This is a genomic window from Flavobacterium anhuiense (assembly GCF_050990855.1).
Lineage (GTDB): Bacteria > Bacteroidota > Bacteroidia > Flavobacteriales > Flavobacteriaceae > Flavobacterium > Flavobacterium anhuiense_C.
This window is the reverse complement of the sequence record NZ_CP158861.1, coordinates 1,108,005-1,130,858: the sequence shown is the minus strand read 5'-3', so window position 1 is coordinate 1,130,858 and position 22,854 is coordinate 1,108,005. Positions and strand designations below refer to the sequence as shown.

General features: G+C 33.1%; 20 protein-coding genes. 9 read left to right on the top strand and 11 right to left on the bottom strand.

Features of this window, described 5'->3' with window-relative positions; genetic code table 11:
- Positions 1-4: 4 nt before the first annotated feature.
- The 8 genes from ABTV69_RS05145 (at position 5) to dusB (ending at position 11,512) form a co-directional block, all read left to right on the top strand.
- Positions 5-376: a 3-hydroxyacyl-ACP dehydratase gene (locus ABTV69_RS05145; protein ID WP_433834588.1), complete on the top strand. Its 372-nt coding sequence runs from the start codon at positions 5-7 to the stop codon at positions 374-376.
- A gap of 2 nt (positions 377-378) precedes the next feature.
- Positions 379-864 carry a hypothetical protein gene (locus ABTV69_RS05140; protein WP_433834587.1) on the top strand — a complete coding sequence of 162 codons (486 nt, stop codon included), beginning with the start codon at positions 379-381 and terminating at the stop codon, positions 862-864.
- 16 nt (positions 865-880) lie between these two features.
- Positions 881-2,056: a DUF2062 domain-containing protein gene (locus ABTV69_RS05135; protein ID WP_433834586.1), complete on the top strand. Its 1,176-nt coding sequence runs from the start codon at positions 881-883 to the stop codon at positions 2,054-2,056.
- 163 nt (positions 2,057-2,219) lie between these two features.
- Positions 2,220-5,894 carry a 1-acyl-sn-glycerol-3-phosphate acyltransferase gene (locus ABTV69_RS05130; protein WP_433834585.1) on the top strand — a complete coding sequence of 1,225 codons (3,675 nt, stop codon included), beginning with the start codon at positions 2,220-2,222 and terminating at the stop codon, positions 5,892-5,894.
- Entirely contained in the window at positions 5,895-7,412 is a 1,518-nt protein-coding gene (locus tag ABTV69_RS05125) for a phytoene desaturase family protein (RefSeq protein ID WP_433834584.1), read from the top strand.
- A gap of 6 nt (positions 7,413-7,418) precedes the next feature.
- Positions 7,419-9,083 carry a C45 family autoproteolytic acyltransferase/hydolase gene (locus ABTV69_RS05120; RefSeq protein ID WP_433834583.1) on the top strand — a complete coding sequence of 555 codons (1,665 nt, stop codon included), beginning with the start codon at positions 7,419-7,421 and terminating at the stop codon, positions 9,081-9,083.
- Entirely contained in the window at positions 9,080-10,369 is a 1,290-nt protein-coding gene (locus ABTV69_RS05115; RefSeq protein WP_433834582.1) for a phenylacetate--CoA ligase family protein, read from the top strand. The genes ABTV69_RS05120 and ABTV69_RS05115 overlap by 4 nt, the downstream gene beginning before the upstream one ends.
- A gap of 150 nt (positions 10,370-10,519) precedes the next feature.
- Positions 10,520-11,512 (top strand): tRNA dihydrouridine synthase DusB, encoded by a 993-nt coding sequence (gene dusB / locus ABTV69_RS05110; protein WP_144216300.1) that lies wholly within the window; start codon positions 10,520-10,522, stop codon positions 11,510-11,512.
- A gap of 108 nt (positions 11,513-11,620) precedes the next feature.
- On the opposite strand, the gene ABTV69_RS05105 is transcribed toward dusB, so the two are convergent.
- From ABTV69_RS05105 to rbfA, 5 genes are all read right to left on the bottom strand, one after another.
- Entirely contained in the window at positions 11,621-11,845 is a 225-nt protein-coding gene (locus tag ABTV69_RS05105; protein WP_433834581.1) for a hypothetical protein, read from the bottom strand.
- Positions 11,846-11,861: 16 nt separating this feature from the next.
- Positions 11,862-12,404, bottom strand: coding sequence for a DUF6934 family protein (locus ABTV69_RS05100; protein WP_433834580.1), 543 nt, complete (start codon positions 12,402-12,404; stop codon positions 11,862-11,864).
- An 88-nt stretch (positions 12,405-12,492) separates the two neighbouring features.
- Entirely contained in the window at positions 12,493-13,920 is a 1,428-nt protein-coding gene (locus ABTV69_RS05095) for an MATE family efflux transporter (RefSeq protein ID WP_433834579.1), read from the bottom strand.
- 171 nt (positions 13,921-14,091) lie between these two features.
- The gene (locus ABTV69_RS05090) at positions 14,092-15,291 is read right to left on the bottom strand and encodes an ABC transporter permease (protein WP_433834578.1); all 1,200 of its coding nucleotides are present in this window, start codon (positions 15,289-15,291) and stop codon (positions 14,092-14,094) included.
- Position 15,292: 1 nt separating this feature from the next.
- A complete protein-coding gene (gene rbfA / locus ABTV69_RS05085; RefSeq protein WP_144216310.1) occupies positions 15,293-15,685 on the bottom strand; it encodes a 30S ribosome-binding factor RbfA in 393 nt (130 codons plus the stop codon).
- Positions 15,686-15,913: 228 nt separating this feature from the next.
- On the opposite strand from rbfA, the gene ABTV69_RS05080 reads away from it, so the two are divergent.
- Entirely contained in the window at positions 15,914-16,333 is a 420-nt protein-coding gene (locus ABTV69_RS05080) for a CBS domain-containing protein (RefSeq protein WP_433834577.1), read from the top strand.
- A 42-nt stretch (positions 16,334-16,375) separates the two neighbouring features.
- Here the strand turns inward: ABTV69_RS05080 and ABTV69_RS05075 are convergent, their stop codons facing one another.
- The 6 genes from ABTV69_RS05075 to ABTV69_RS05050 form a co-directional block, all read right to left on the bottom strand.
- Entirely contained in the window at positions 16,376-17,629 is a 1,254-nt protein-coding gene (locus ABTV69_RS05075) for a murein hydrolase activator EnvC family protein (protein ID WP_433834576.1), read from the bottom strand.
- A 24-nt stretch (positions 17,630-17,653) separates the two neighbouring features.
- Complete coding sequence (locus tag ABTV69_RS05070) at positions 17,654-18,433, bottom strand: DUF4292 domain-containing protein (protein WP_433834575.1); 780 nt, start codon at positions 18,431-18,433, stop codon at positions 17,654-17,656.
- 13 nt (positions 18,434-18,446) lie between these two features.
- Complete coding sequence (locus ABTV69_RS05065) at positions 18,447-19,796, bottom strand: tetratricopeptide repeat protein (protein ID WP_433834574.1); 1,350 nt, start codon at positions 19,794-19,796, stop codon at positions 18,447-18,449.
- Positions 19,797-19,847: 51 nt separating this feature from the next.
- Positions 19,848-20,864 carry a sugar phosphate nucleotidyltransferase gene (locus ABTV69_RS05060; RefSeq protein WP_433834573.1) on the bottom strand — a complete coding sequence of 339 codons (1,017 nt, stop codon included), beginning with the start codon at positions 20,862-20,864 and terminating at the stop codon, positions 19,848-19,850.
- A gap of 64 nt (positions 20,865-20,928) precedes the next feature.
- A complete protein-coding gene (gene dut, locus ABTV69_RS05055) occupies positions 20,929-21,363 on the bottom strand; it encodes a dUTP diphosphatase (protein ID WP_433834572.1) in 435 nt (144 codons plus the stop codon).
- A gap of 27 nt (positions 21,364-21,390) precedes the next feature.
- Positions 21,391-22,851 (bottom strand): lipopolysaccharide biosynthesis protein, encoded by a 1,461-nt coding sequence (locus tag ABTV69_RS05050; RefSeq protein ID WP_433834571.1) that lies wholly within the window; start codon positions 22,849-22,851, stop codon positions 21,391-21,393.
- Positions 22,852-22,854 lie beyond the last annotated feature (3 nt).

Here is a 22,854-nt window from a genome sequence, read left to right as displayed (position 1 = left end):
AAATATGATTTTACAAGATTTTTATAAAATACTATCGGAGGAAAAAACATCTGATTCAAAATATATTATTACAATTTTAGTCAATGCAAAACATGAGGTTTTTAAAGGTCATTTTCCTGGAAATCCTATCATGCCTGGTGTTTGCATGATTCAGATTATCAAAGAACTGACAGAATCTATTACTGAAAGTTCGCTGATGATTCAGTCTTTAGCAAATGTAAAATTCATGGCTCTAATTAATCCTGAAGTTACACCAGAATTACGATTGGAACTAGATGTTACAACAACAGAAGACGGTTTAGTAAAAGTGAAAAACACGACTTACTTTAACGACACAACTGCTCTTAAATTGAGCACTGTGTACAAAAAAATATAACTATGAAACTGTTATTGACATTACTTTTATGGGTTAGTTTTGCAGGAACGCCAGACTTGGCTTCTATCCGCAAAATGTATGCTGATGTGGCAAAATCAGAAAGCAATGCTAAAGAGTTTACAGCAAAACTTTCTGGAATTTCAAATAATGACGATAAAATTTTAGTGGCTTACAAAGCGGCATCTATTTTAGTAGATTCTAAATTTGAAAAGAAATTGGGTCAGAAAATGGAGCGTTTTAAAGAAGGTGCAAAATTGCTTGAAGCCACAATAAAAAGCGATCCAAGCAATATCGAAATGCGAATGATTAGACTAAGCGTTCAGGAAGATGTTCCTGCTATTACGGGCTACAAGAAAAATATTAAAGAAGATAAAAAATTCATCGCGACTTATTATGCATCGCAAAGTGCGGCTTTGAAAGATTATCTTAAAGACTTTGTTTTACAATCTAAAAGTTTCTCTGAAAAAGAGAAGCAATTTGTAAAGTAAGCTCAATAAACATCTCATGAAATCACAGCAAGAATTACTTAGTTCGACTAACTTTTGCGTTATTGTACCTACGTACAATAATCAAAAAACGCTGAAAAAAGTACTGGATTCTATTTTAGATTTCACCACAAATGTCATAATTGTTAATGACGGTTCTACCGATTCTACAAGCGAAATTCTAAAATCGTATTCGCAAGTGACTCAAATTCATCATCCTAAAAACTTAGGAAAAGGAAGAGCGCTGAGAAACGGATTTAGAAAAGCACTTGAATTGGATTTTGAATACGCCATAACCATCGATTCTGACGGACAGCATTTTGCAACTGATATTCCTGCTTTCTTAAAAGCCATTCAAGAAGAGCCAAATTCTCTTTTGATTGGAAGCCGAAATATGACGCAGGAAAATGTTCCAAAGAAAAGCAGTTTTGGAAACAAGTTTTCTAATTTCTGGTTCAAATTTGAAACCGGAATTAAACTAGACGACACGCAATCTGGATTTAGATTGTATCCGCTTCGATTATTACCAAAACGCTTTTATACCAATAAATTTGAATTTGAAATCGAGGTTATTGTACGCGCTGCGTGGAAAGGAGTTGTAGTTAAAAATATTCCGATTCAGGTTTTATACGATCCAGCAGAAAGAGTTTCACATTTCCGTCCGTTTCAAGATTTTACCCGAATCAGTATTTTAAATACGGTTTTGGTAACCAATGCTCTGCTTTATATAAAACCGAGAGATTTCTTTAGAAGAGCAAAAAAAAAAGGTTTTAAAAAATTCTTTCTCGAAGATATTTTAGAAAGTAAAGATTCTAATTTTAAAAAAGCTGCAGCAATTGCTTTGGGCATTTTTATCGGACTTTCGCCTTTTTGGGGATTTCAAACCATATTACTTTTTACTTTTGCCGCATTGTTCAGGCTCAACAAAGTCATTGCTTATCTTACTTCAAATGTAAGCTTCCCTCCTTTTATTCCGTTTATTATCTATGCTTCACTTCAAGTCGGAAGTGTTTTTGTGTCTAGCGATGCACCTTTGGTTTTAGACAGTTCGATTACGCTAAACGATATTCAAAAAAATGCAACGCAATATATCGTAGGAAGTCTTATTTTAGCATCCGTTTCTGCACTAACAGTTGGCTTAATAAGTTATTTGCTTTTAACGGCTTTTAGTTCTAAAAACGAAACAAATAATTAAGTTATGTTTGCCACAGATTAAAATGATTAAATAATTTTTACATCCAGTTTGTCAGGCTGAGCGAAGTCTAAGCCCACGTCCAATTGGAACGACCTTCGACTTCGCTCAGGGTGACAAACTAAAGCAAATCTTTTAATCTGTCGTAAAAAATTAATAAATAACCATGCATCACTATTTCTACGCCATTCATTTGTTTGTAACCCGAAGAAAATCTCTGTCGGTTCTTTTGGCTATTTTGATGCTTGTTGTTTTTGGCTTCTTCGCTTCAAGATTAAAATTTGAAGAAGACATTACCAAACTTATTCCGACCAACGACAAAACCGATGTTACCGCCAAAGTTTTAAAACAATTAAACTTTGCTGATAAAACGACCGTAATTTTTAGTTTGGATAAAAACGGTTCTGCCGAAGATTTAAAAGAAATGGCAACTGTATTTTCAGACAGCGTTTCTAAATCTTGCAAACCATATATAACGGGAATTCAAGGGAAAATCGACGAAGAAAACATTCAAGAAACTATTGATTTTGTTTATAATAATCTTCCTCTTTTTTTAGACGACAAAGATTATGCTGCCATCGAAAACAAAATTCAAAAAGACAGTATTGCAGCAACCGTTCAAGGAAATTACAAATCGATTATTTCTCCGTCTGGATTTATAACCAAAGATTTTATTCTGCAAGATCCATTTGGAATTTCGTTTATTGCTTTAAAAAAATTACAGCAATTAAATATTGGTGACGATTTTACGCTAGAAAATGGTTTTGTAATGACGAAGGACAAAAAGAAATTACTGCTTTTTATTACTTCAAATATTCCTTCGAGCGAAACAGAAAAGAATACCATTTTTGCCGAAAAACTAAAATCGATTCAAGAAAATCTAAATCAGAAATTTAAAGGCAAAACTTCTATCAGTTATTTTGGTTCGGCGCTAATTGCCGTTGCCAATGCCAATCAGATTAAAGGAGATATTATTTTAACAACATCAATCGCGATGTTTACCTTAATGCTGATTCTGATTTTATTTTATCGAAAAGTTTTAATTCCACTAATTATTTTTCTTCCAACGGTTTTTGGAGGTTTATTTGCGGTTGCCTTTTTATATTTCGTGAGAGAACAGATTTCGGCAATTTCATTAGGAATTGGTTCTATTTTATTGGGAATCACAATAGATTATTCGATTCATATTCTCACGCATTACAAACACAATAGCGATGTAAAAACATTGTACAAAGACATTACAATGCCCGTAATCATGAGCAGTTCTACAACTGCCGTTGCGTTTTTATGTTTGCTTTTTGTAAAATCGGATGCGTTGAATGATCTCGGAATTTTTGCGGCAGTTATTGTTATGGCTTCAGCTATTTTCTCGCTTTTAATTATTCCGCATTTATACAAGCCAAAAGAAAATCCGTCAGAACACAAGAAAAATGTGATCGATAAAATGGCTCATTTTTCTTTTCACAATAATAAAATCTTAATCGGTCTTTGTATTATCATCACCATTATTTGTTGTTTTACTTATAATGATGTTGGCTTTAATAACGATTTATCGCAGCTGAATTTTATTCCGAAAGAAATTAAAGCCGCCGAAAAACAATTGGAAGAAAGCACGAGTTTAACTTCCAAAACCATTTATGTGGCTTCTTATGGAAAAACGATGGAAGAAGCTTTGCAGCATAATAGTCGTCTTTTCGAAAATTTAAATACAGAGAAAAAAGAGAACAAAATCTTAAATTTCAGCTCAGTTGGCGGAATTGTGCTTTCGCAAAAAGAACAGCTTCAAAAAATCGAGAAATGGAATTCATTTTGGAATTCGCAGAAAAAACAATTCGTAAAATCACAATTAATTGCTGAAGGCGCTAAACTTGGTTTTAAACCTTCAACGTACAATTTATTTTTTGACCAATTAGATTCCCATTTCAAACCTATTTCTGCCAAAGATTATCTTCAAATAAAAGCACTTCAGCTGCAAGAATTCATTACAGAAAAAAACGGTTTTTATACCATTTCGACTTTAGTAAAAGTTGCTCCAGAGCAACGTGATGCTTTTGTAAAATCTACTTCAAAAACAGAAAACGTAATTGCAATTGATCGTCAGCAAATGAACGAAACGTTTTTCAGCACTTTAAAAACCGATTTCAATTCGCTTGTAAATTATTCTTTTGTTGCCGTAATTTTAATTCTGTTTTTCTTTTTCCGAAGAATCGAATTGGTCATTATCAGTTGTATTCCAATTGCTTTAACAGGAATTGTAACCGCAGGAATTATGGGCATTTTTGGCATTCAAATGAATATTTTCAGTATGATTGTCTGCACTTTGATTTTTGGTCACGGAGTCGATTTCAGTATTTTCATGACAAGCGCATTGCAAAAAGAATATTCGAACGGAGTTAACGAAATTGCCATTTATAGAACTTCAATTATCCTGGCAGTAATTACAACAATTCTCGGAATCGGCGCGATGATCTTTGCAAAACATCCTGCCCTTACTTCCATTTCATTGGTTTCTTTGATTGGGGTTTTTGCGGCGTTGATTATAACGTTTATTTTCTATCCGATTTTATTCAAATTGTTTTTATCCAATCGACCAAAAAAAGGAAATCCGCCGTTTCAATTGCGCACTTTTATTCACGGCGTAATTTCGTTTGCTTATTATGGTTTGGGTGGAATCGTAATGTCTATTTTCAGTTTTACTATAATGCCGATTTTGCCTTTCAGTAAAAAGTCAAAAATGAAAGCTTTTAGATATGTGGTTTCAAAATTCATGAAATCGGTATTGTATTCGAATCCGTTTATTCGCAAAAAAGTCGTTAATAATTTCAATGAAACTTTCGAAAAACCAGCCGTAATCATTGCTAATCATTCTTCGTTTCTAGATATTTTAGCCATCGGAATGCTGAGTCCGAAAATCATTTTCTTAGTGAGCGACTGGGTTTACAACTCTCCTGTTTTTGGTGGCGTTGTAAGGAAAGCAGGCTTTTATCCTGTTTCTGAAGGTCTTGAAGGCGGCGTTGAACATTTACGTAAAAAAGTAAACGAAGGCTATTCATTAATGGTTTTTCCAGAAGGAACGCGATCAGAAAACAATGTTATAAAAAGATTTCATAAAGGTGCATTTTTCCTTGCCGAAGAATTTAAAATAGATATTCTTCCTGTAGTTATTCATGGTGCTTCAGAATTAATTCCAAAAGGTGATTTTGTCATTCATCACGGAAAATTAACGGTTACTATTTTAGAAAGAATCACACCAGAAAATCTTTCGTTCGGAAGTAATTATACCGAAAAAACCAAACAAATTAGTTCATTCTTCAAAGCAGAATATCGCAAAATTAGACAAGAGCTCGAAGGTCCAGATTATTATAAAACCATGCTCATTAACAGTTACGATTATAAAGAAATCGAAATTGGAAATAGCGTCAAAAAAGATTTAAAACAAAATCTCGAAACGTATTATGATCTAAACAAGCACATTGCGCCAAAAGCAAAAGTGCTTCATTTAGGAAATGATTACGGACAGTTGGATGTTTTGTTGACGTTGCAAGAACCACAGCGAAAAGTGTTTTCTTTTATAAATGATGAAGAGAAATTGTTGGTTGCCAAAACGAATTATATCGTTAGCAAACGAAAAATATATTATCTCGAAAATTTAGAATCGGCGCTTGAAAATCATTACGATATTCTTTTAATTTCTGATGAAAGTTATGAAGAGGAAATCGAAAAAGTAATTTCAACCGCTTTTTCTATAATTTTAGTGAATTGTTCTTGTTTAAAAAATCAGTTGAAGGATTTTGAAATTGTTTCTGAAGAAAATGCTTTAATCATTTTAAAGAAAAAATAAATGAAAAAACAGTACGATGTAGTCATCATTGGCAGCGGTTTAGGCGGATTGGTTTCCGCTGTTATTCTGGCAAAAGAAGGCTACAGCGTTTGTGTACTCGAAAAAAACAATCAATATGGCGGCAATCTTCAGACTTTCGTAAGAGATAAAACCATTTTTGATACTGGAATTCATTATATCGGAGGTTTAGGCGAAGGCCAGAATCTGCATCAATATTTCAAATATATTGGAATAATGGATCATTTGAATCTGAAAAAAATGGATGTAAATGGTTTTGATATGATTTCTTTTGATGACGATAAAACCGAATATCCACATGCCCAAGGTTTCGAAAATTTCATTGAAAAACTAACTCAATATTTTCCTGAAGAAAAAGAAAATCTAGAACGTTATTGCCAGAAAATAAAAGCAGTTTGTAAAACATTTCCGCTTTACAATCTAGAATCTGAAGGAAAATATGATGACGAAATTCTAACGCTTAACGCGAAAGAAACCATCGATTCTTTTACTCAAAACGAGAAACTAAAAGCGGTTTTGGCAGGATCCAATTTTCTTTATGCCGGAATAGCCGAAAAATCGCCTTTTTATGTGCACGCACTTGTGGTCAATTCGTATATTGAAAGTTCGTGGAGATGCGTAAATGGTGGAAGTCAGATTACGAAACAGCTTCTGAAACAGCTGAAAAATTTCGGAGGAGAATTCTTCAAACATAAAGAAGTAACGGAGATTGAAGTTGAAAATCAAAAAGTAAATTCGGTCAAAATGAAAGACGGAACAGAAGTTTCTGGAACATATTTCATTTCGAATATTGAACCGAAAACGACTTTAAAAATGGCGGGGCAGGAAAATTTCAGAAAACCCTTTTTCAATAGAATTCAGAATCTGGAAAGTGTACTTTCTGCTTTCAGTTTGTATATTGTTTTCAAACCCAAAACTTTCAAATACATCAATCATAATTATTACCATTTTAAAAGTGCCAATGATGTTTGGACTTCTTACGAATACGACGAAAATTCGTGGCCAAAAACGTTTATGGCTTCTATGAATCCGTCAAAAAAAGAGGAAGAATGGGCAGACGGAATGACGTTTTTAACCTACATGAAATATGATGATGTTAAAGCTTGGGAAAACACGTTTAACACCACTTTTGAAGAAAAGGAAAGAGGAGAAAGTTACGACGAATTTAAAGCCAAAAAAGCAGCAAAATTTTTAGAAGAAATCGAGAAAAAATTTCCAGGAATAAAGGATTGTATCAAATCGGTTCACACTTCTACGCCACTTTCTTATCGCGATTACATTGGCGGAGACGGCGGAAATATGTACGGATATGTTAAAGATTCAAATAATCCGATGAAAACGATGATTCCGACTAAAACTAAGGTAGAAAATCTTTATCTTACAGGCCAAAGTATTAACATGCATGGTGTCTTGGGAGTTACGGTTGGAGCGGTCCTAACTTGCTCTGAAATTATAGGAAAAGACTATCTGCTCGAAAAAATTAAAAAAGCATCAGAATAAGTCATTATGAAAAACCGAATTTTTTACCTCTTCCTTATCGGTTTTTTAAGCTTGCTGACTTCCTGTGGTACTTCAAAATCAAAAAATCATAAACCAGATCTTGCTGCATTCAATGCTACAAAACCTGTCGTTGAGAAAGTATCAGACAGCATTTTTCTTTCTGGAAAAAATTCGCTTTTGAAAAATAAACAAGGACTTTGGGAATTGTATGTCGAAGGAGATCCGTTGGAAATCGGTCTTTCAACTGGTGCCTTAACCGACTCGCTGTTGCAAAAGCAGCAGCGCATTTTTTTCTCTAAAATTACAGATCTTATTCCGTCAAAATTCCAGCAGAAAATGCTACGCCAGTTTTTAAAATGGTACAATCGCAAACTGTATTTAAATGTTCCCGACGAATATCAAACGGAGATTTATGGTGTTTCTCAATACACTTCAAACGAATTTGATAATATCGCACCCCAATATCAGCGCGGTTTGTATTTGCATGCGGCACACGATATTGGTCATGCGCTTCAGGATTTAGCCTTGGTTGGCTGTTCTTCTTTTGCAGCTTGGAATGAAAAATCGGAAGATGGAAATTTAATCTTAGCCCGTAATTTTGATTTTTATGTGAATGACGCTTTCGCGGAAAATAAAATAGCGGCGTTTATAAAACCAGAACAGGGATTTCCGTTTATGATGGTTACATGGCCTGGAATGATTGGAGCCGTTTCTGGAATGAATCTCGAAGGTTTGACGGTTACTATCAATGCTTCAAAATCTAAAATTCCGCTTAGCGCGAAAACTCCGATTTCGATTTTAACTCGTGAAATTTTACAGCATGCCAAAAATCTAGAGGAAGCAATTGCTATTGCAAAAAAAAGAAAAGTATTTGTTTCTGAATCGATTATGGTTGGAAGCGCCAATGATAACAAAGCAATTTTAATTGAAGTTTCGCCCAATAAAATGGACGTTTACGATGTTCCAAATAGCGATCAATTAATTTGTTCGAATCATTTTCAAGGAGAAGCTTTCAAAGATGATAAACGAAATCTGGAGCAAATAACCAACAGCCATTCTGAATATCGTTATGAAAGAATGCAGGAATTGCTATCTGAAAATCCAAAAGTAAATCCTGAAATTGCCTCGGAAATTCTCAGAAATAAAGACGGTTTAAAAAATGAAATTTTGGGTTTTGGTAACGAAAAAGCATTAAATCAGCTTTTGGCGCATCACGGAATTATCTTTAAACCAAAAGAAAAATTGGTTTGGGTTTCTGCAAATCCGTTTCAATTGGGCGAATTTGTTTGTTATGATTTGAATTCTATTTTCGGCGAAAGCCAAAATACAGCAAAATCATTTCAGAAAGAAAATCTGAATATTGCCAAAGATCTTTTTCTGGAAACGGTTGCTTTTCAGAATTTTAAAAAATTTAAAATTGAAGATAGCAAAATAGATTCCGTTTTAGAAAAAAAAGAAACCATTTCTCCAGAATTTCTTCAGAATTATCAAGCGTTAAACCCTGATTATTGGGTTGTATATTATAAGACAGGATTGTACTTTTACCAAAAAAAGGAATTTCTTCAGGCAAAGCTGAATTTTGAAAAGGCTTTAACACATGAAATTACAACGGTTCCTGAAAAAGAAAAAATTGAAAAATATTTAAAAAAAGTCAAAAGAAAATTACAATGATTCCAGCAATAGAAAAAGATTCTTTAGAAGAAATTAAAATTTTTCAAGAACAAAAATTAGTTGAACTTTTAGCTTATATCAGCGAGAATTCTCCTTTTTACAAAAGACTTTTTGCTGGACAAAATATTGATATTTCGAAAGTTAAAACGCTGGAAGATTTACAATTTTTACCTGTTACAACCAAAGAAGATTTGCAGCAGTATAATGATGATTTCTTGTGTGTTCCCCAACATAAAATTATCGATTATGCTACAACATCTGGAACTTTGGGAGATCCTGTTACTTTTGGCTTAACTGATTCTGACTTAGATAGACTAGCTTATAATGAAGCGATTTCGTTTGCTTGCGCTGGAATTGCAGAAGGCGATGTGGTACAATTAATGACTACAATTGACCGAAAATTTATGGCTGGTTTGGCTTATTTTCTTGGTCTTCGAAAACTAAAAGTTGGTGTTATTCGCGTTGGAGCTGGAATTCCAGAAATGCAATGGGATTCGATTTTAAAATACAATCCGAGTTATTTAATTACGGTTCCTTCTTTCCTTTTGAAATTAATTGAATACGCTGAAATTCACGGAATCGATTATAATAATTCGAGCATAAAAGGTGCAATCTGTATTGGAGAATCTTTGAGAGAGCAAGATTTTTCAATGAATATTCTATCGAAAAAAATCACCGATAAATGGAATATTAAGCTGTTTTCGACTTATGCTTCTACTGAAATGAGTACTGCTTTTACAGAATGCGAACATGGAAAAGGCGGGCATCATCATCCAGAATTAATTATTGTTGAAGTTCTAGATGAAGACAATATGCCAGTTAAAAACGGTGAAACAGGCGAGTTGACTTTTACTACTTTAGGTATTGAAGCAATGCCTTTACTTCGTTTTAAAACAGGTGATATTGTCCAGTTTCATGATGAACCTTGCGAATGTGGAAGAAATACTTTGCGCGTTGGACCAGTTATCGGTCGTAAAAAACAAATGATCAAATATAAAGGAACAACATTATATCCGCCTGCGATGAATGATGTTTTGAGCAGTTTTGATAATATTGAAAATCATTTAATTGAAATTTCAACCAACGACTTAGGTACAGATGAAATCTTAATTAAAATTGCTGTGAAAAACCAATCTCCAGAATTTCTTCAAGAAATAAAAGATCATTTTAGAGCAAAATTGAGAGTAACTCCAAAAATAGAATTTGTTCCAAAAGAGATTCTAAACCCAATAGTTTTTAATCCAATGAGCCGAAAACCAATTCGATTTTTTGATTATAGATCTTAATTATAAGTTGCTAAGATACTGAGATTCTAAGACTCTAAGTTTTTCTTTTTAAATATGTGACAAGGATAAAAACTCAGAACCTTAGCATCTTAGAAGCTTAGAATCTTTTTAATTGAACTAAAAGTTGTAATTTTGCAAAAAATTACGAAGATGGTCAAGATTGGCAACATAGAATTACCCGAATTTCCTTTATTACTCGCACCGATGGAAGATGTAAGTGATCCGCCGTTTCGCAGGTTATGCAAAACGCACGGAGCTGACATGATGTATTCTGAATTTATTTCGTCGGAAGGATTAATTCGTGACGCTATAAAAAGCCGCATGAAGCTGGATATTTTTGATTACGAACGTCCTGTTGGAATTCAGATTTTTGGTGGTGATGAAGAGGCAATGGAAATGTCGTCTAAAATTGTTTCTACTGTAAAACCAGATTTAGTTGATATCAATTTTGGATGTCCAGTAAAAAAAGTAGTGTGCAGAGGTGCTGGAGCAGGAGTTTTAAAAGATGTTGATTTGATGGTGCGTTTGACACAAGCAGTTATCAAAGGAACTGATTTGCCTGTAACCGTAAAAACGCGTTTAGGCTGGGACGAAAACTCTATTAATATTGACGAAGTTGCTGAAAGACTTCAGGATATTGGAGTTCAAGCTTTAACTATTCACGCAAGAACTCGCGCCCAAATGTACAAAGGCCATTCTGATTGGTCGCACATTGCGCGTGTAAAAAACAACCCAAGAATTACAATGCCAATTTTCGGAAATGGCGATATCGACAGTCCTGAAAAAGCATTACAATATAAAAACGAATACGGAATTGACGGTATCATGATTGGTCGTGCTGCGATTGGTTATCCGTGGATTTTTAATGAAATAAAACACTATTTCAAAACAGGTGAGCACTTACCTGCTCCAACGGTTATTGATCGTGTTGAAGCGGCCAGAAATCATTTGCAATGGTCTATGGATTGGAAAGGCGAGCGTTTGGGAATTGTAGAAATGCGCCGCCATTATACCAATTATTTCAAAGGAATCCATTCGTTTAAAGAGTTCAAACAAAAATTAGTTACAACTGATGCACCTGAAGATTTATTCGCTATTATGAAAGAAATTGAACAGGTTTACGCGGGATATGAATTTGTTTAAAAAATAATGATTAACCTTTGTCAAAGTTTAAAACTTTGACAAAGGTTTAAAATAGAAAGACCTTCAAAATATTGAAGGTCTTTTTTTATATGAATATAGAATGGAACTTTATTTTAAAGTATTTTTAATTGAATTTCTTTTAGCCTGATCAATAACTAAGTTTAATTCAGAAAAAAAAAGTTCGGCTTCTTTTGCATTTCGAATTGATTTAATCAAGTTGTTATTATTATTTGTTTCTACGATATGTTCAATACCTTCAATATCTTTTTTCGAAGCAGATGCTAATGCAATTTCCTGAATTTTATTAATCTTATTTTGAATTGATTCTTTCATATAGCAAATTTAAACATTATTGATTCAAATTAAACATATAATATCTGTAAAGGTCACTATTTTTTCTTTGAAAATCAAAAAGTTCTGGTTTGGGTTTAAAAAATGCCAACCCTTTACTATCTAATTCAATTGTTCCATTTCTTAATAATCTCACATACCAATCTACACCAATAATCACTAAAAAATCTTGTAAGTCTTTATAGTTATATCTAAACATTCGATGATATAAATTAGCTCGCAAATCATCTGAACCATCGATACCAATTTTCACCTGAGGATTGTTTTTTAGAAAAGTTATGGAAAACAAGATAATTGTAGAAAAAACTTTACTAATGTCTTTATGTTTAAGATTTATTGAATCATTTATTTTTCCATTTGCATCAAATGGTCCAAAAGCTAAATTGTATACATTTGGCAATAAGGATTGCTCAATATTTGTAAACTGAACTTTAAGTTGAATTATTGTATCATCTTTTAGAACAGATCCAAAAATATATTGGTCAAAATTGCCGCCTACATATGTTGCTTCAAAAGTGTTTTCTAAATTAATTTTAATCATAAGAAATTTTATTTCATCAAAATGTAAAAACAAATTTAATATAAATTTCTTACAAAATAAAAACCTTCAGTGAAAGTCTTTTTATTTATTATACCTGAACTCTCTTCCACTTTCCTCTTTTATAAAAAAAGATTCCTGCCAAGGTAATCGCAGTTTCAGCAACTGGAATGGCAATAAAAACTCCGGTTGGTCCCATATTAAAATGTTTTGCCAATACAAAAGCTAAAGGAATTTGAAACAACCAAAAACCGAAGAAATTAATTCCCGTTGGCGTCCAAGTATCTCCTGCTCCATTGAAAGTATTGATCAAAACCATTCCAATTCCGTAGAAAATAAACCCGATACTCATAATTTGTAAAGCTTCAATCGCAACGGTTTTTACTTGTTCATCATTCGTAAAAAATGATATAATATATTGTCCAAAAGCTAAAGTAATAACCATAATCGAAGCCATGAAAATTACATTGTATCTCGCTGTCGTATAAACCGATTTTTCGGCACGTTCGATTTGTTTGGCTCCTAAGTTTTGTCCAACCAAAGTAGCAGCTGCATTACTCAATCCCCAAGCTGGTAGAATGAAAAACATCATTATTCTCAAAGCCGTCTGATATCCTGCCGAACCATGATCTCCTCCTGTTGTTGCGACCAATTGTGCTAAGAAAATCCAACTGCAAGAAGCAATTACAAATTGTAAAATTCCTGGAGCTGCAATTTTTACTAATGCTTTTATTTGTTGAAAATCTGGAGCGAAATATGAAATCTTAATTTTTAGAACTCCATTTCCAAAAAACAAATGATACACTTGATAGATAACTCCAATACTTCTTCCGATTGTGGTTGCCAAAGCAGCGCCAATTAATCCGAAAGCTGGAACTGGCCCAAAGCCATTAATTAAAATAGGACATAAAATGATATTGCAGATATTGGCAATCCAAAGACTTTTCATCGCGATTGCTGCATTTCCTGCTCCTCGAAAAATTCCGTTTATCAAGAACAAAAGCATAATACACAAACTCGAACCAATCATAATTTGTGTAAATCGATAGCCATGTTCTGCCGATTCTATTGAGGATCCCATTAAAATCAAAATATCTTTGGCGTAAATAATCCCGAAAATACTCAATACACTATTAACTGCAAATGCAATAATAATGGCTTGCATTCCTGCTTTTGCGGCAGCGACAGGATCTTTTTCTCCAATGCGTCGTGCTACGACAGCTGTTGCTGCCATACTCATTCCGATAGCAAGAGAGTAAATTACAGTCAGTACCGATTCGGTTAAACCAACGGTCTGAATGGCAAAACTGCTATGTTCTAAATGCCCAACAAAATACAAATCTACTAATGCAAAAACCGATTCCATCATCATTTCCAAAACCATTGGAATGGCTAATAGAATTACGGCTTTTTTTATACTTCCAGAAGTATAGTCAAAAGATTCGTCACCTTTTAGGGCTTGTTTTAAAGTGGTAAAAATTTTAGAAAAGAAGCTTTTCTTTATAGTTGTTTCTGTCATGATATTTTAGGATAAATGATAAAATTGGTCCAGATGTAGTAACTATCTGAACTAAAAAAGTAAACGTAAGTATCCTAATTATTCTAAAAAATAAAATAGGATTAGGCAGAAACAATCATATGCTGTAGTTTTTTAAGGCGGTAAATATACTTAATATTTCTTAAGTAGTTATTAATTAAGAAGCTTTTTACTTACTCGGCTGCTTGCAATTAAAGAAGCAACGAAACCTAATGATATAATAGTAGTCATCACAATTAGAACATTTTCTACTGTAAAAACAACTGGGTAAGCTAAAGTTGGAGTAATCATGATAAGTTCAAACTTCTGTTGCAAAATTACTAGAATTATACCTAAAGCAAGTCCTATCAATCCTCCAAAAACACTTAATAAAGTTCCTTGAAGCAGGAATATTTTTCGAAGATCAGTAATATCTGTCCCTAAATTGAAAAGCGTTTTAAGATTACCTTTCTTTTCTAAAATCATCATTATCAAAGCTCCAATCAAATTAAAAAGCGCCACAATGATTACTAAGGTAAAAATCAGATAAACTGCAATGTTTTCGGTATTAAGCATTCTATACAAAGACTCATTTAGCTGTGCTCTATTTTTTAAAGTGATTTTATTCTTAAAAATAGCATTGAGCTGTGTCTTTATTGCTGCTTCATCTGCGTTATCTTTTAGTTTGAATTCAATTCCCGAAATTTGATTGGGTTTATACATTAATAATTCCTGTGCCAAACCTAAATCTGCAAATACATATTTTGAATCTAAATCTTCGCTGATGGAATAAATTCCGACAGGCAAAACATCCGTTTTTGTAAAAGCTTCCTCCGGATTTTCAATAGCTCCTTTTCCTGGCTTAGGAGCAAAAATCTGAAGCGGGTTTTCAAAATCAAGAATTCCCATGGAGAAATTCTGAGCTAATCCGTAACCTATTACAACCTGAAAACTATCTGGTTTGAGCCATTGCCCATTAAATAATTTTTTCTTGATATCGTTGACAACAGGATAAATGCTATCAACTCCTTTTAAGTACGTAACTTGCTGTTTGTCTTTGAATAAAAACAAAACACGCTCTTCTATAATTTTGGTGTAAGAAGCAATACCATTTATCTGCTTTATCTGTTTTTCTTGATCGGAAGTAAAGAGGAAAGATTTTCCATAAGTGCTCACCAATTTTAGATCTGGATCTATTTCATTGGTAAACGAAAGACTAAAAACTTTCAATCCGCTGAAAACAGATAAAACCACAAACAAAGCCATCGTACCAACAATAATTCCCATGCTGGCAATACGATTGATAATATTAATAGCATTGTTTTTACTGCTGCTAAAAATATAACGTTTGGCTATGTATAAAGGAAAATTCAAATTACGACTTTCTTCTCTTTTCTAAAAGATCACGATTTTCTATTGGATTTTCTTTTCCTGCAAGCGCGTTGTCGATTTTCTCAATATAATCTAAAGAGTCATCAATAAAGAATACCAAATTTGGAACACGACGCAATTGCAAACGCACACGTTGCGACAAATCATGTTTGATTAAAGTTGTATTGGTTTTTATTGCTTCTAAAGTTTCTTTGGCTTTCTCTTGCGGAAAAATACTTAAATAAACTGTTGCTACAGATAAGTCTGTAGTTACACTCACTTTGGATACAGAAATTACCAAGTTCGTAATTCCGTTTTTTCTCACTTCACCTTGCAAAATGTCAACCAGATCTTTCTGAAGAACACCGCCTATTTTTTTCTGTCTATTTGTTTCCATACTGCAAAAATACTACTTTTAAATTTCACTCCGAACAATTCTAAATGAACAATCGAGCGATTTTTCTATCTGCTAATTGTTTTGTTCAACATATTATTCTCTTTCTCTTCTTTTTTCAAATAAAAAAACCACATAATTACCTTAATTTCAACACTTAGCCATGATAAAAATCATATTATATGTGTTAAACATTGTAGACCTTTGATAAAATATAATAACCTAAGCATCATGAAAAAAAGAGAACCTATTAGTCATATCATGACTAAAACCGTAATCACTGCAAATGAAAAAGATGATCTTAAAACAGTGGTTGAAAAATTGAGAAGCCATACAATTCGCCACATTCCAGTTGTTAAAGGAAAGGAAGTAATTGGAATTATCAGTCGAACTGATATTAACCGACTTACTTTTGGAGCCTTGTTTGAAGGCCAGGAAAATGCTGATGAAGCCATATTAGAGATGTTGACAATTGCTCAGGTAATGACTTCAAAACCAAAAACAGTATCGCCAGATACTATCATTCGAGATTTAGCAGCGATTTTTGTAAAAGAAGATTTTCATGCTCTTCCTGTTGTCGACAATGGTGAACTCAAAGGAATAGTAACCACAACCGATGTTGTGAAATATTTTTTAGAACAATACGATTAATTAACAGAAATAAAAAAGGGAGCTAATGCTCCCTTTAATTTTTTATCTGCTTTGCAGCCATCCTTCCGGATTATTATTTGAAGTATTTTGCAGAATCAAGAATTTGATAATTGTTTTCCCCGTATCACCGCTTGTTCTTACTCTTCCAATATTTTGTTTGATGGTTACTTTATCTCCCTGACTAACCGAAACAGAACTTAAATTTTGGTATACCGTGAAAAAGTCTCCATGCTGTATTACAACTGCCTTATTCACCGGAGATAACACGATTACTTTAGAAACTTCTCCAGCAAATACTGCTCTTGCACTTGCACCATCTTCTGTTGTAATCTCTACTCCAGAGTTATGTACTGTAATTGAAGGATGCAGAGGGTGCGGCTGGTCTCCATATCCAAGAGAAATAAATCCTTTTTCTACTGGCCAAGGCAATCTTCCTCTGTTCGCTTTAAAATCTGCCGCCAGAACTTTATCTTCTGGAGTCATTACAATTTTAGAAGAAGAAACAGGTGCTGCTTTTGTTTCAGTAGAACCTGCAGCTTTTGCTCTTTCAGCCGCTGCTTTTCTATTTGCTTCTGCAATGGCTTCACGAATTAAACGATCAATTTGTCTATCAATACGTTTAGATTCGCTTTGTTTGGATCGAATATCGGCAGCAATTTTATTTTTATCTTTTTTAAGAGAATTAACTAGTTTCTGCTGTTCTTTTTTCTCTACTTCAAGTGTTACTTTTTCTTTTTGGTTCTCGGCAATAATCTTCTTTTTTACCTGTCTTTGTCCATCCAATTTTGCATTAAAATCAACTAATTGAGCTGTTTTAGATTGAATTTCAAGACCTTGATTTTTTCGAAAAGTAGTATATTGCTTTAAGTACTGTGCTCTTTTATAAGCTTGCAAGAAACTTTCAGAAGATAAAATAAACATTGCACGACTTTGCTCAGAACGGCTTTTGTACGATTTTAAAATCATCTCGGCATAATCTTCTTTTAGAACTTTTAGCTCTTTTTTAAGTTTATTAACCTGAACCTGATTAATGTACATGTCATTACTTATCAATCTTTCTTGCTTTGCTGTAGTATTGATCAATTTCTCTTTTAGCTTGATTTTGTTTGCTTGAATTAAATATTCATTCACAGCAGATTTCTCTTTCTTACGAACAGACTGAAGCATCTTTTCGTTGTCTCTGATTTCCTGCTGAATTTGAGCTTTACGCTGCTCCAGTTTTTCTTGCTGCGAATCTTGCGCCCATACAAATGTAGTGGCACAAACTAAAACTAGGCTTAGGAGAAATTTTGGCATGTTTCTGTTTTTATTTTTGCAAATTTACTTAATTGTAACTTTTTTATAACCGCTTGGAACACTATACGGAAAAGAAAGTTCTTCATTAAATGAAATATTGTTGTAATTCAAGTTAATACTTGTTTTGCCTTTTGGCTGAACGGCATTGATTTCGATACTTGTTGGCAATGTTCCTTGCTCAAAAGTTTTAGTATCTGAATAGGCAATTTGTAAAGTTCTGTTTTCTGATGGCTGTGAAATCTCTTCTTTCTGAATCAAATATTTTTCCGCATCTAAGAAAAAGGTTTTCTTTAAGTTAGCCTCTTTTTCTTCGTCTAATCTGAAAAGATTGTCTACAATGGTCTGTGTGTATTTTCCTTTTCTTAAATCGTCAAAAGCTTCTCCAACCAATAGATTTTGAACTTTATTATAATCTAAATCTGTTCCAAGCCATTTGCTTAAACTTGTAAAATCACCCTCATAATAAGTACCATTTATTTTTTCGTAGTAACTTACTGCAGAAGGTGTTATTAAGGCTTTTGCCATTGTAATTCCTAAGAAACGTACACTTATTAAAATCTGTTTGTCTTTTTCGATTCTAATTTCTGCTGTAACATTTTGACTTTGTTTTTCATCAACATATTTGGCACTTGCTTTAATATATAATGTAGAAAAATCTAGCTTATTATCATAATGCTTTTCAATTACTTTTTTATCTTCTTTTGGTGCAACTGTCTGGCTTGTATTACCTTGCACCGCTACTGCTTTTGATTTACATGAAATTATAGCAATAGACAATACTAGTATTGATATATATTTTTTCATCTGAATTCTCTTTTTATTTTTTCTTCTTTAATAGTTCACTTGCCTTCAAAAAGTATTCCTCTTTTTTCTTTGCATCTCCCAATCCATTGTATGCCTCTCCTAACTGAATATTAAAATTGGATTCTAATTTTACGTCATCTACAACATAATCTAACCCCATTTCTAAGACGGTTTTTGCATTTTTAAACTGTTTCAGCTGATTGCTTCCTAAACCTGCGTAATAATAAAACTGAGCCTGACTCGGATAAACTTCAATCAGCATCATCGCTCTTTTGGTCATTGGATCGTATTGTTTTGCCTGAGCGTATGCATCTAACAATAGCATATTGCTCTCCAAATCGGTATCAGAATTTGCTTTTAAATCTTTTTCATAATATTTAATCGCATTATCAAACTGTCCTTTACTATGATAAAATTTCCCTATTTCTTTGGCAACATCAACATCTTTGTCGTTATCAAAATAAGAAATAGCTTTTTCTAAATCGGCAGAATACTGTGGATTTTTATTTACATAAATCAAAAACTCATTCAAAGTTCTATGTTTGATTTTTGAATCGATTTTTGAACTGGCTAAAATCACATTCATCGATTTTATAGCTTTATCTGCCTGATTGGCATCCAAATATCCTTTAAATAAACTTACTTGAGCCCATTCTGAATTTGGGATTTCTTTTGCTAACTGTTTTGCTACTTCAAGCGATTTCTCGTTTTCGTTATTCTTTGAATACAGGAAAATAAGATTCACATAATTTGATTCTTCTTTAGGATTTTTTTTAATTTGATCTAAAAAATTGTCAATTTCAGCATTCTGATATTTTCCTTGCGATAAGATCTGTGCTTTGTAAATTTCACGATCAGCTGATTTTCCGAACTTGTCGTTCATTTCATTTATCGCGGTCAACGCCTTGTCATACTGATTGGTAATCATGTACAACGAAATCAAATCGTCTTTATACTCTTCGTCAAAAACAATTATTTTTTGAATAATTTCAATGGCTAACGGATAGTTTTTTGTCTCGTAACTTACATCATAAATTCCAAGCCAAAACCATTTGTTTTTCGGATCAAGCTGTGTTGCTTTCTCAAAAGCATCTTGTGCATTCTGATATTGTTTAAGCGCGAAATAATTTTTTCCTAATTCAAAATAAGCAACTGCATCATTGGGTTTTAGTTTGATACATTTCTCCAATGATACAATAGCTTTATCATAATTTTCAATTCCTTTTTGTTTTAATGATTCATAAAAAGAGTCTTGATATTCGTCTGTTGCCATAGCAATATCTTCGGGTTCTGTCTGTGCAAAAACCGAAAATGACGTGCTGAATAAAGCAAAAAACAAAACTGTAAAAACTCCTTTTTTCATCTTTTGTAAAAATTACATTTTAAACAAAACGAAATTCTGCTAAATTTTATTTTATTCTAAAACCGCATAATCTCCAATGCTGATACTTGTAAATTTACCATCGTAACTTACATGATTTCCGATCATTGCATTATCCAGATTTGCATTTTTAATTTGAGAATAGGTCTGTACCAAACTGTTTTTGATTGTACTGTCTGTTACGTGGCATCCTTTCCCAAGAGAAACGTTTGGACCAACTGTAGTATTTTTCAAAACAACATTTTCTCCAATATAACAAGGAGGAATAATTGTTGCATTCTCTAATGTAACACCATAATCTACTAAATGCTCGCCATCATTATGTAAAAATCCTAACATTCTAGTATTGGTTTCAACCGTAACATCTTTATTACCGCAGTCCATCCACTCGTCTACGCTTCCTGTTTTAAATACTTTTCCGTTTGCCATCATCGCTTTGATACCATCATTAATCTGGTATTCGCCACCATTCTGAATATTATTATCTAAAACATTTTGAAGTTCGTTTCTTAAAACTCCAACTTCTTTAAAATAATAAATTCCGATAACTGCTAAATCGCTTACAAATTCTTTTGGTTTTTCAACCAATTCTATAATTTCGTTATTCTGGTTTAGTTTTACAACACCAAAAGCTTCAGGTTGCTCTACTTGTTTAACCCAAATTACAGCATCTGCTTCTGGATCTAATTCAAAATCTGCTCTAATTAATGTATCTGCATAAGCAATCACTGCTGGTCCAGACAAAGAATCTTTTGCACACATAATTGCGTGTCCTGTTCCTAAAGGCTGATCTTGACGGTAGATTGATGCTTTTGCTCCTAATCCTTGTGCCAAATTTTCTAAACTTTCTACAACATCTGCTCCAAAAAAAGCTTCATCTCCTAAAATAAAAGCAACTTCTTCAATTGGTTCTTTCAATATTTTGGCAATATCTTCAACTAAACGGTGTACAATAGATTTTCCTGCAACTGGAATTAACGGTTTTGGAACCGTTAGTGTATGAGGCCTTAATCTTGATCCACGGCCTGCCATTGGCACAATTATCTTCATTTTTTAATTTGATTTTATGAGAAGACTATAAAAATCTTCATTGGGTTTGGTCTTTCTTTTTATATTATTTCACTCCAGTGCTTCCAAAGCCTCCTTCTCCTCTAGATGTTTCAGAAAGTGTTTCAACTTTTATCCATTCCGCTCTTTCATGTTTTGCAATGATCAACTGCGCAATTCGTTCTCCATTTTCGATTACAAAATCGTCTTTAGATAAATTTACTAAAATTACTCCTATTTCACCTCTATAATCTGCATCAACAGTTCCAGGAGAATTTAAAACAGTTATTCCTTTTTTTGCCGCTAAACCACTTCTTGGTCTTACTTGTGCTTCATAACCAATTGGCAATTCAATAAACAGTCCTGTTTTTACAATAGCTCTTTCTAAAGGTTTTAACGTAATTGGTTCTATAATATTGGCACGCAAATCCATTCCTGCAGATGCAATCGTTTCGTAATTTGGTAAATCGTGCTGTGATTTATTGATAATTTGAATTTTCATTTTCGAATTTAATTTTCTTAAACTGTCTTATTTTCTCTTCATTATTCCTTTAATAGTATCTTTTTCAAAATGGTAAACCATATACATAAAGATTAAAAGAAGCGGAATTCCAACATAATATTTTTCTCTAAATCCGTAAAACGAGATAATTGAAAATACTATTGAAACGCCTAAATAAGCACCAATCTTGTTCATATCATAAGGAATCGGATAATATTTATTTCCTAAAATATAAGAAATAAGCATCATACTTCCGTAAGCAGAAATGGTTGCAATTGCAGAACCATAATAACTGTACTTCGGAATTAAAATATAATTTAAAATTAAAGTAACAATCGCGCCTACGATAGAAATATAAGCCCCAATTTTTGTTTTATCGGTCAGTTTATACCAAACCGATAAATTATTGTAAATACCTAAAAAGAAGTTTGCTAAGATAATAAGCGGTACAACCTTCATAGCTTCCCAGTACGATTTATTATCTAACAACAGATATTTTAAAACATCTGCAAATACAATTACACCTAATAAAATAAGTGATCCAAGAATGACAAAATATTTAGTAATAACGGCATAAGTCTGTGGTGCGTTCTCATTTTTAGCATGGCTAAAAAAGAAAGGTTCAATTCCTAATCTGAAAGCTGTTGCAAAAAGAACCATAAATAATCCTAACTTGTAACAAGCAGAATAGGCTCCAACTTCGGACTTTGCCAAATTTTCGGGAAGTAAATAACCTAATAAAATTTTATCGAAATGTTCATTTACGGCGAAAGCAAGTCCAGCCACCAAAATCGGAAGACCATATTTCATCATTTTTTTCCAAAGCACAGGATCGAATTTTCGCCCAAGCGAAAGATAATTTGGAGAAAGCACAATAAAGGTTGCCAAACTCGCTAAAAGATTTGCTATGAAAATATAAGCAATCTGGAAATTTTGAACATATAAATTATCCCAAACAGAATTTGGATTTGCTTCTGCTAATTTTGGAAGATACATCAAGAAAAATATATTCAATAGTAAGTTTATCACAACATTTCCAATCTTAATTGCCGCATAAACCATTGGCCTCTGATTGGCTCTAAGTTTAGAAAACGGAATTAAAACTAGCGCATCTAAAACTAAAATCCATACCGTATAAGTAATATACTGAACATCGACTTCTGCTAAATTGGCCAGCGTGTTTCTAAAAATTAAACCAGCGAAAAGAAATAGGATTGAAGTCCAAAATATTGAAATCGTCGAAGTTGCGATGACATTTTTTTTGTCTTCTTCTGCACTATAAAATCTAAAAAACGCAGTTTCCATTCCGTAAGAGAGAACTACGTTAAAGAAAACCATCCAAGACAATACGATCGAAACTTCACCATACTCTGCTGTAGGTAAAATTCCAGTATACAATCTCACTAATAAAAAACTTAGCATTCGCGGTAACACTGTCGCCAGCCCGTAAATTGCCGTTTGCTTGAATAGATTTTTATATAATCCCAAAAT

What these genes read in the sequence shown, in the direction of transcription:
- ABTV69_RS05145 (WP_433834588.1), top strand. Translation starts at nt 5, where the DNA reads ATGATTTTACAAGATTTTTATAAAATACTATCGGAGGAAAAAACATCT.
- ABTV69_RS05140 (WP_433834587.1), top strand. Translation starts at nt 379, where the DNA reads ATGAAACTGTTATTGACATTACTTTTATGGGTTAGTTTTGCAGGAACG.
- ABTV69_RS05135 (WP_433834586.1), top strand. Translation starts at nt 881, where the DNA reads ATGAAATCACAGCAAGAATTACTTAGTTCGACTAACTTTTGCGTTATT.
- ABTV69_RS05130 (WP_433834585.1), top strand. Translation starts at nt 2,220, where the DNA reads ATGCATCACTATTTCTACGCCATTCATTTGTTTGTAACCCGAAGAAAA.
- ABTV69_RS05125 (WP_433834584.1), top strand. Translation starts at nt 5,895, where the DNA reads ATGAAAAAACAGTACGATGTAGTCATCATTGGCAGCGGTTTAGGCGGA.
- ABTV69_RS05120 (WP_433834583.1), top strand. Translation starts at nt 7,419, where the DNA reads ATGAAAAACCGAATTTTTTACCTCTTCCTTATCGGTTTTTTAAGCTTG.
- ABTV69_RS05115 (WP_433834582.1), top strand. Translation starts at nt 9,080, where the DNA reads ATGATTCCAGCAATAGAAAAAGATTCTTTAGAAGAAATTAAAATTTTT.
- dusB (WP_144216300.1), top strand. Translation starts at nt 10,520, where the DNA reads ATGGTCAAGATTGGCAACATAGAATTACCCGAATTTCCTTTATTACTC.
- ABTV69_RS05105 (WP_433834581.1), bottom strand. Translation starts at nt 11,845, where the DNA reads ATGAAAGAATCAATTCAAAATAAGATTAATAAAATTCAGGAAATTGCA.
- ABTV69_RS05100 (WP_433834580.1), bottom strand. Translation starts at nt 12,404, where the DNA reads ATGATTAAAATTAATTTAGAAAACACTTTTGAAGCAACATATGTAGGC.
- ABTV69_RS05095 (WP_433834579.1), bottom strand. Translation starts at nt 13,920, where the DNA reads ATGACAGAAACAACTATAAAGAAAAGCTTCTTTTCTAAAATTTTTACC.
- rbfA (WP_144216310.1), bottom strand. Translation starts at nt 15,685, where the DNA reads ATGGAAACAAATAGACAGAAAAAAATAGGCGGTGTTCTTCAGAAAGAT.
- ABTV69_RS05080 (WP_433834577.1), top strand. Translation starts at nt 15,914, where the DNA reads ATGAAAAAAAGAGAACCTATTAGTCATATCATGACTAAAACCGTAATC.
- ABTV69_RS05075 (WP_433834576.1), bottom strand. Translation starts at nt 17,629, where the DNA reads ATGCCAAAATTTCTCCTAAGCCTAGTTTTAGTTTGTGCCACTACATTT.
- ABTV69_RS05070 (WP_433834575.1), bottom strand. Translation starts at nt 18,433, where the DNA reads ATGAAAAAATATATATCAATACTAGTATTGTCTATTGCTATAATTTCA.
- ABTV69_RS05065 (WP_433834574.1), bottom strand. Translation starts at nt 19,796, where the DNA reads ATGAAAAAAGGAGTTTTTACAGTTTTGTTTTTTGCTTTATTCAGCACG.
- ABTV69_RS05060 (WP_433834573.1), bottom strand. Translation starts at nt 20,864, where the DNA reads ATGAAGATAATTGTGCCAATGGCAGGCCGTGGATCAAGATTAAGGCCT.
- dut (WP_433834572.1), bottom strand. Translation starts at nt 21,363, where the DNA reads ATGAAAATTCAAATTATCAATAAATCACAGCACGATTTACCAAATTAC.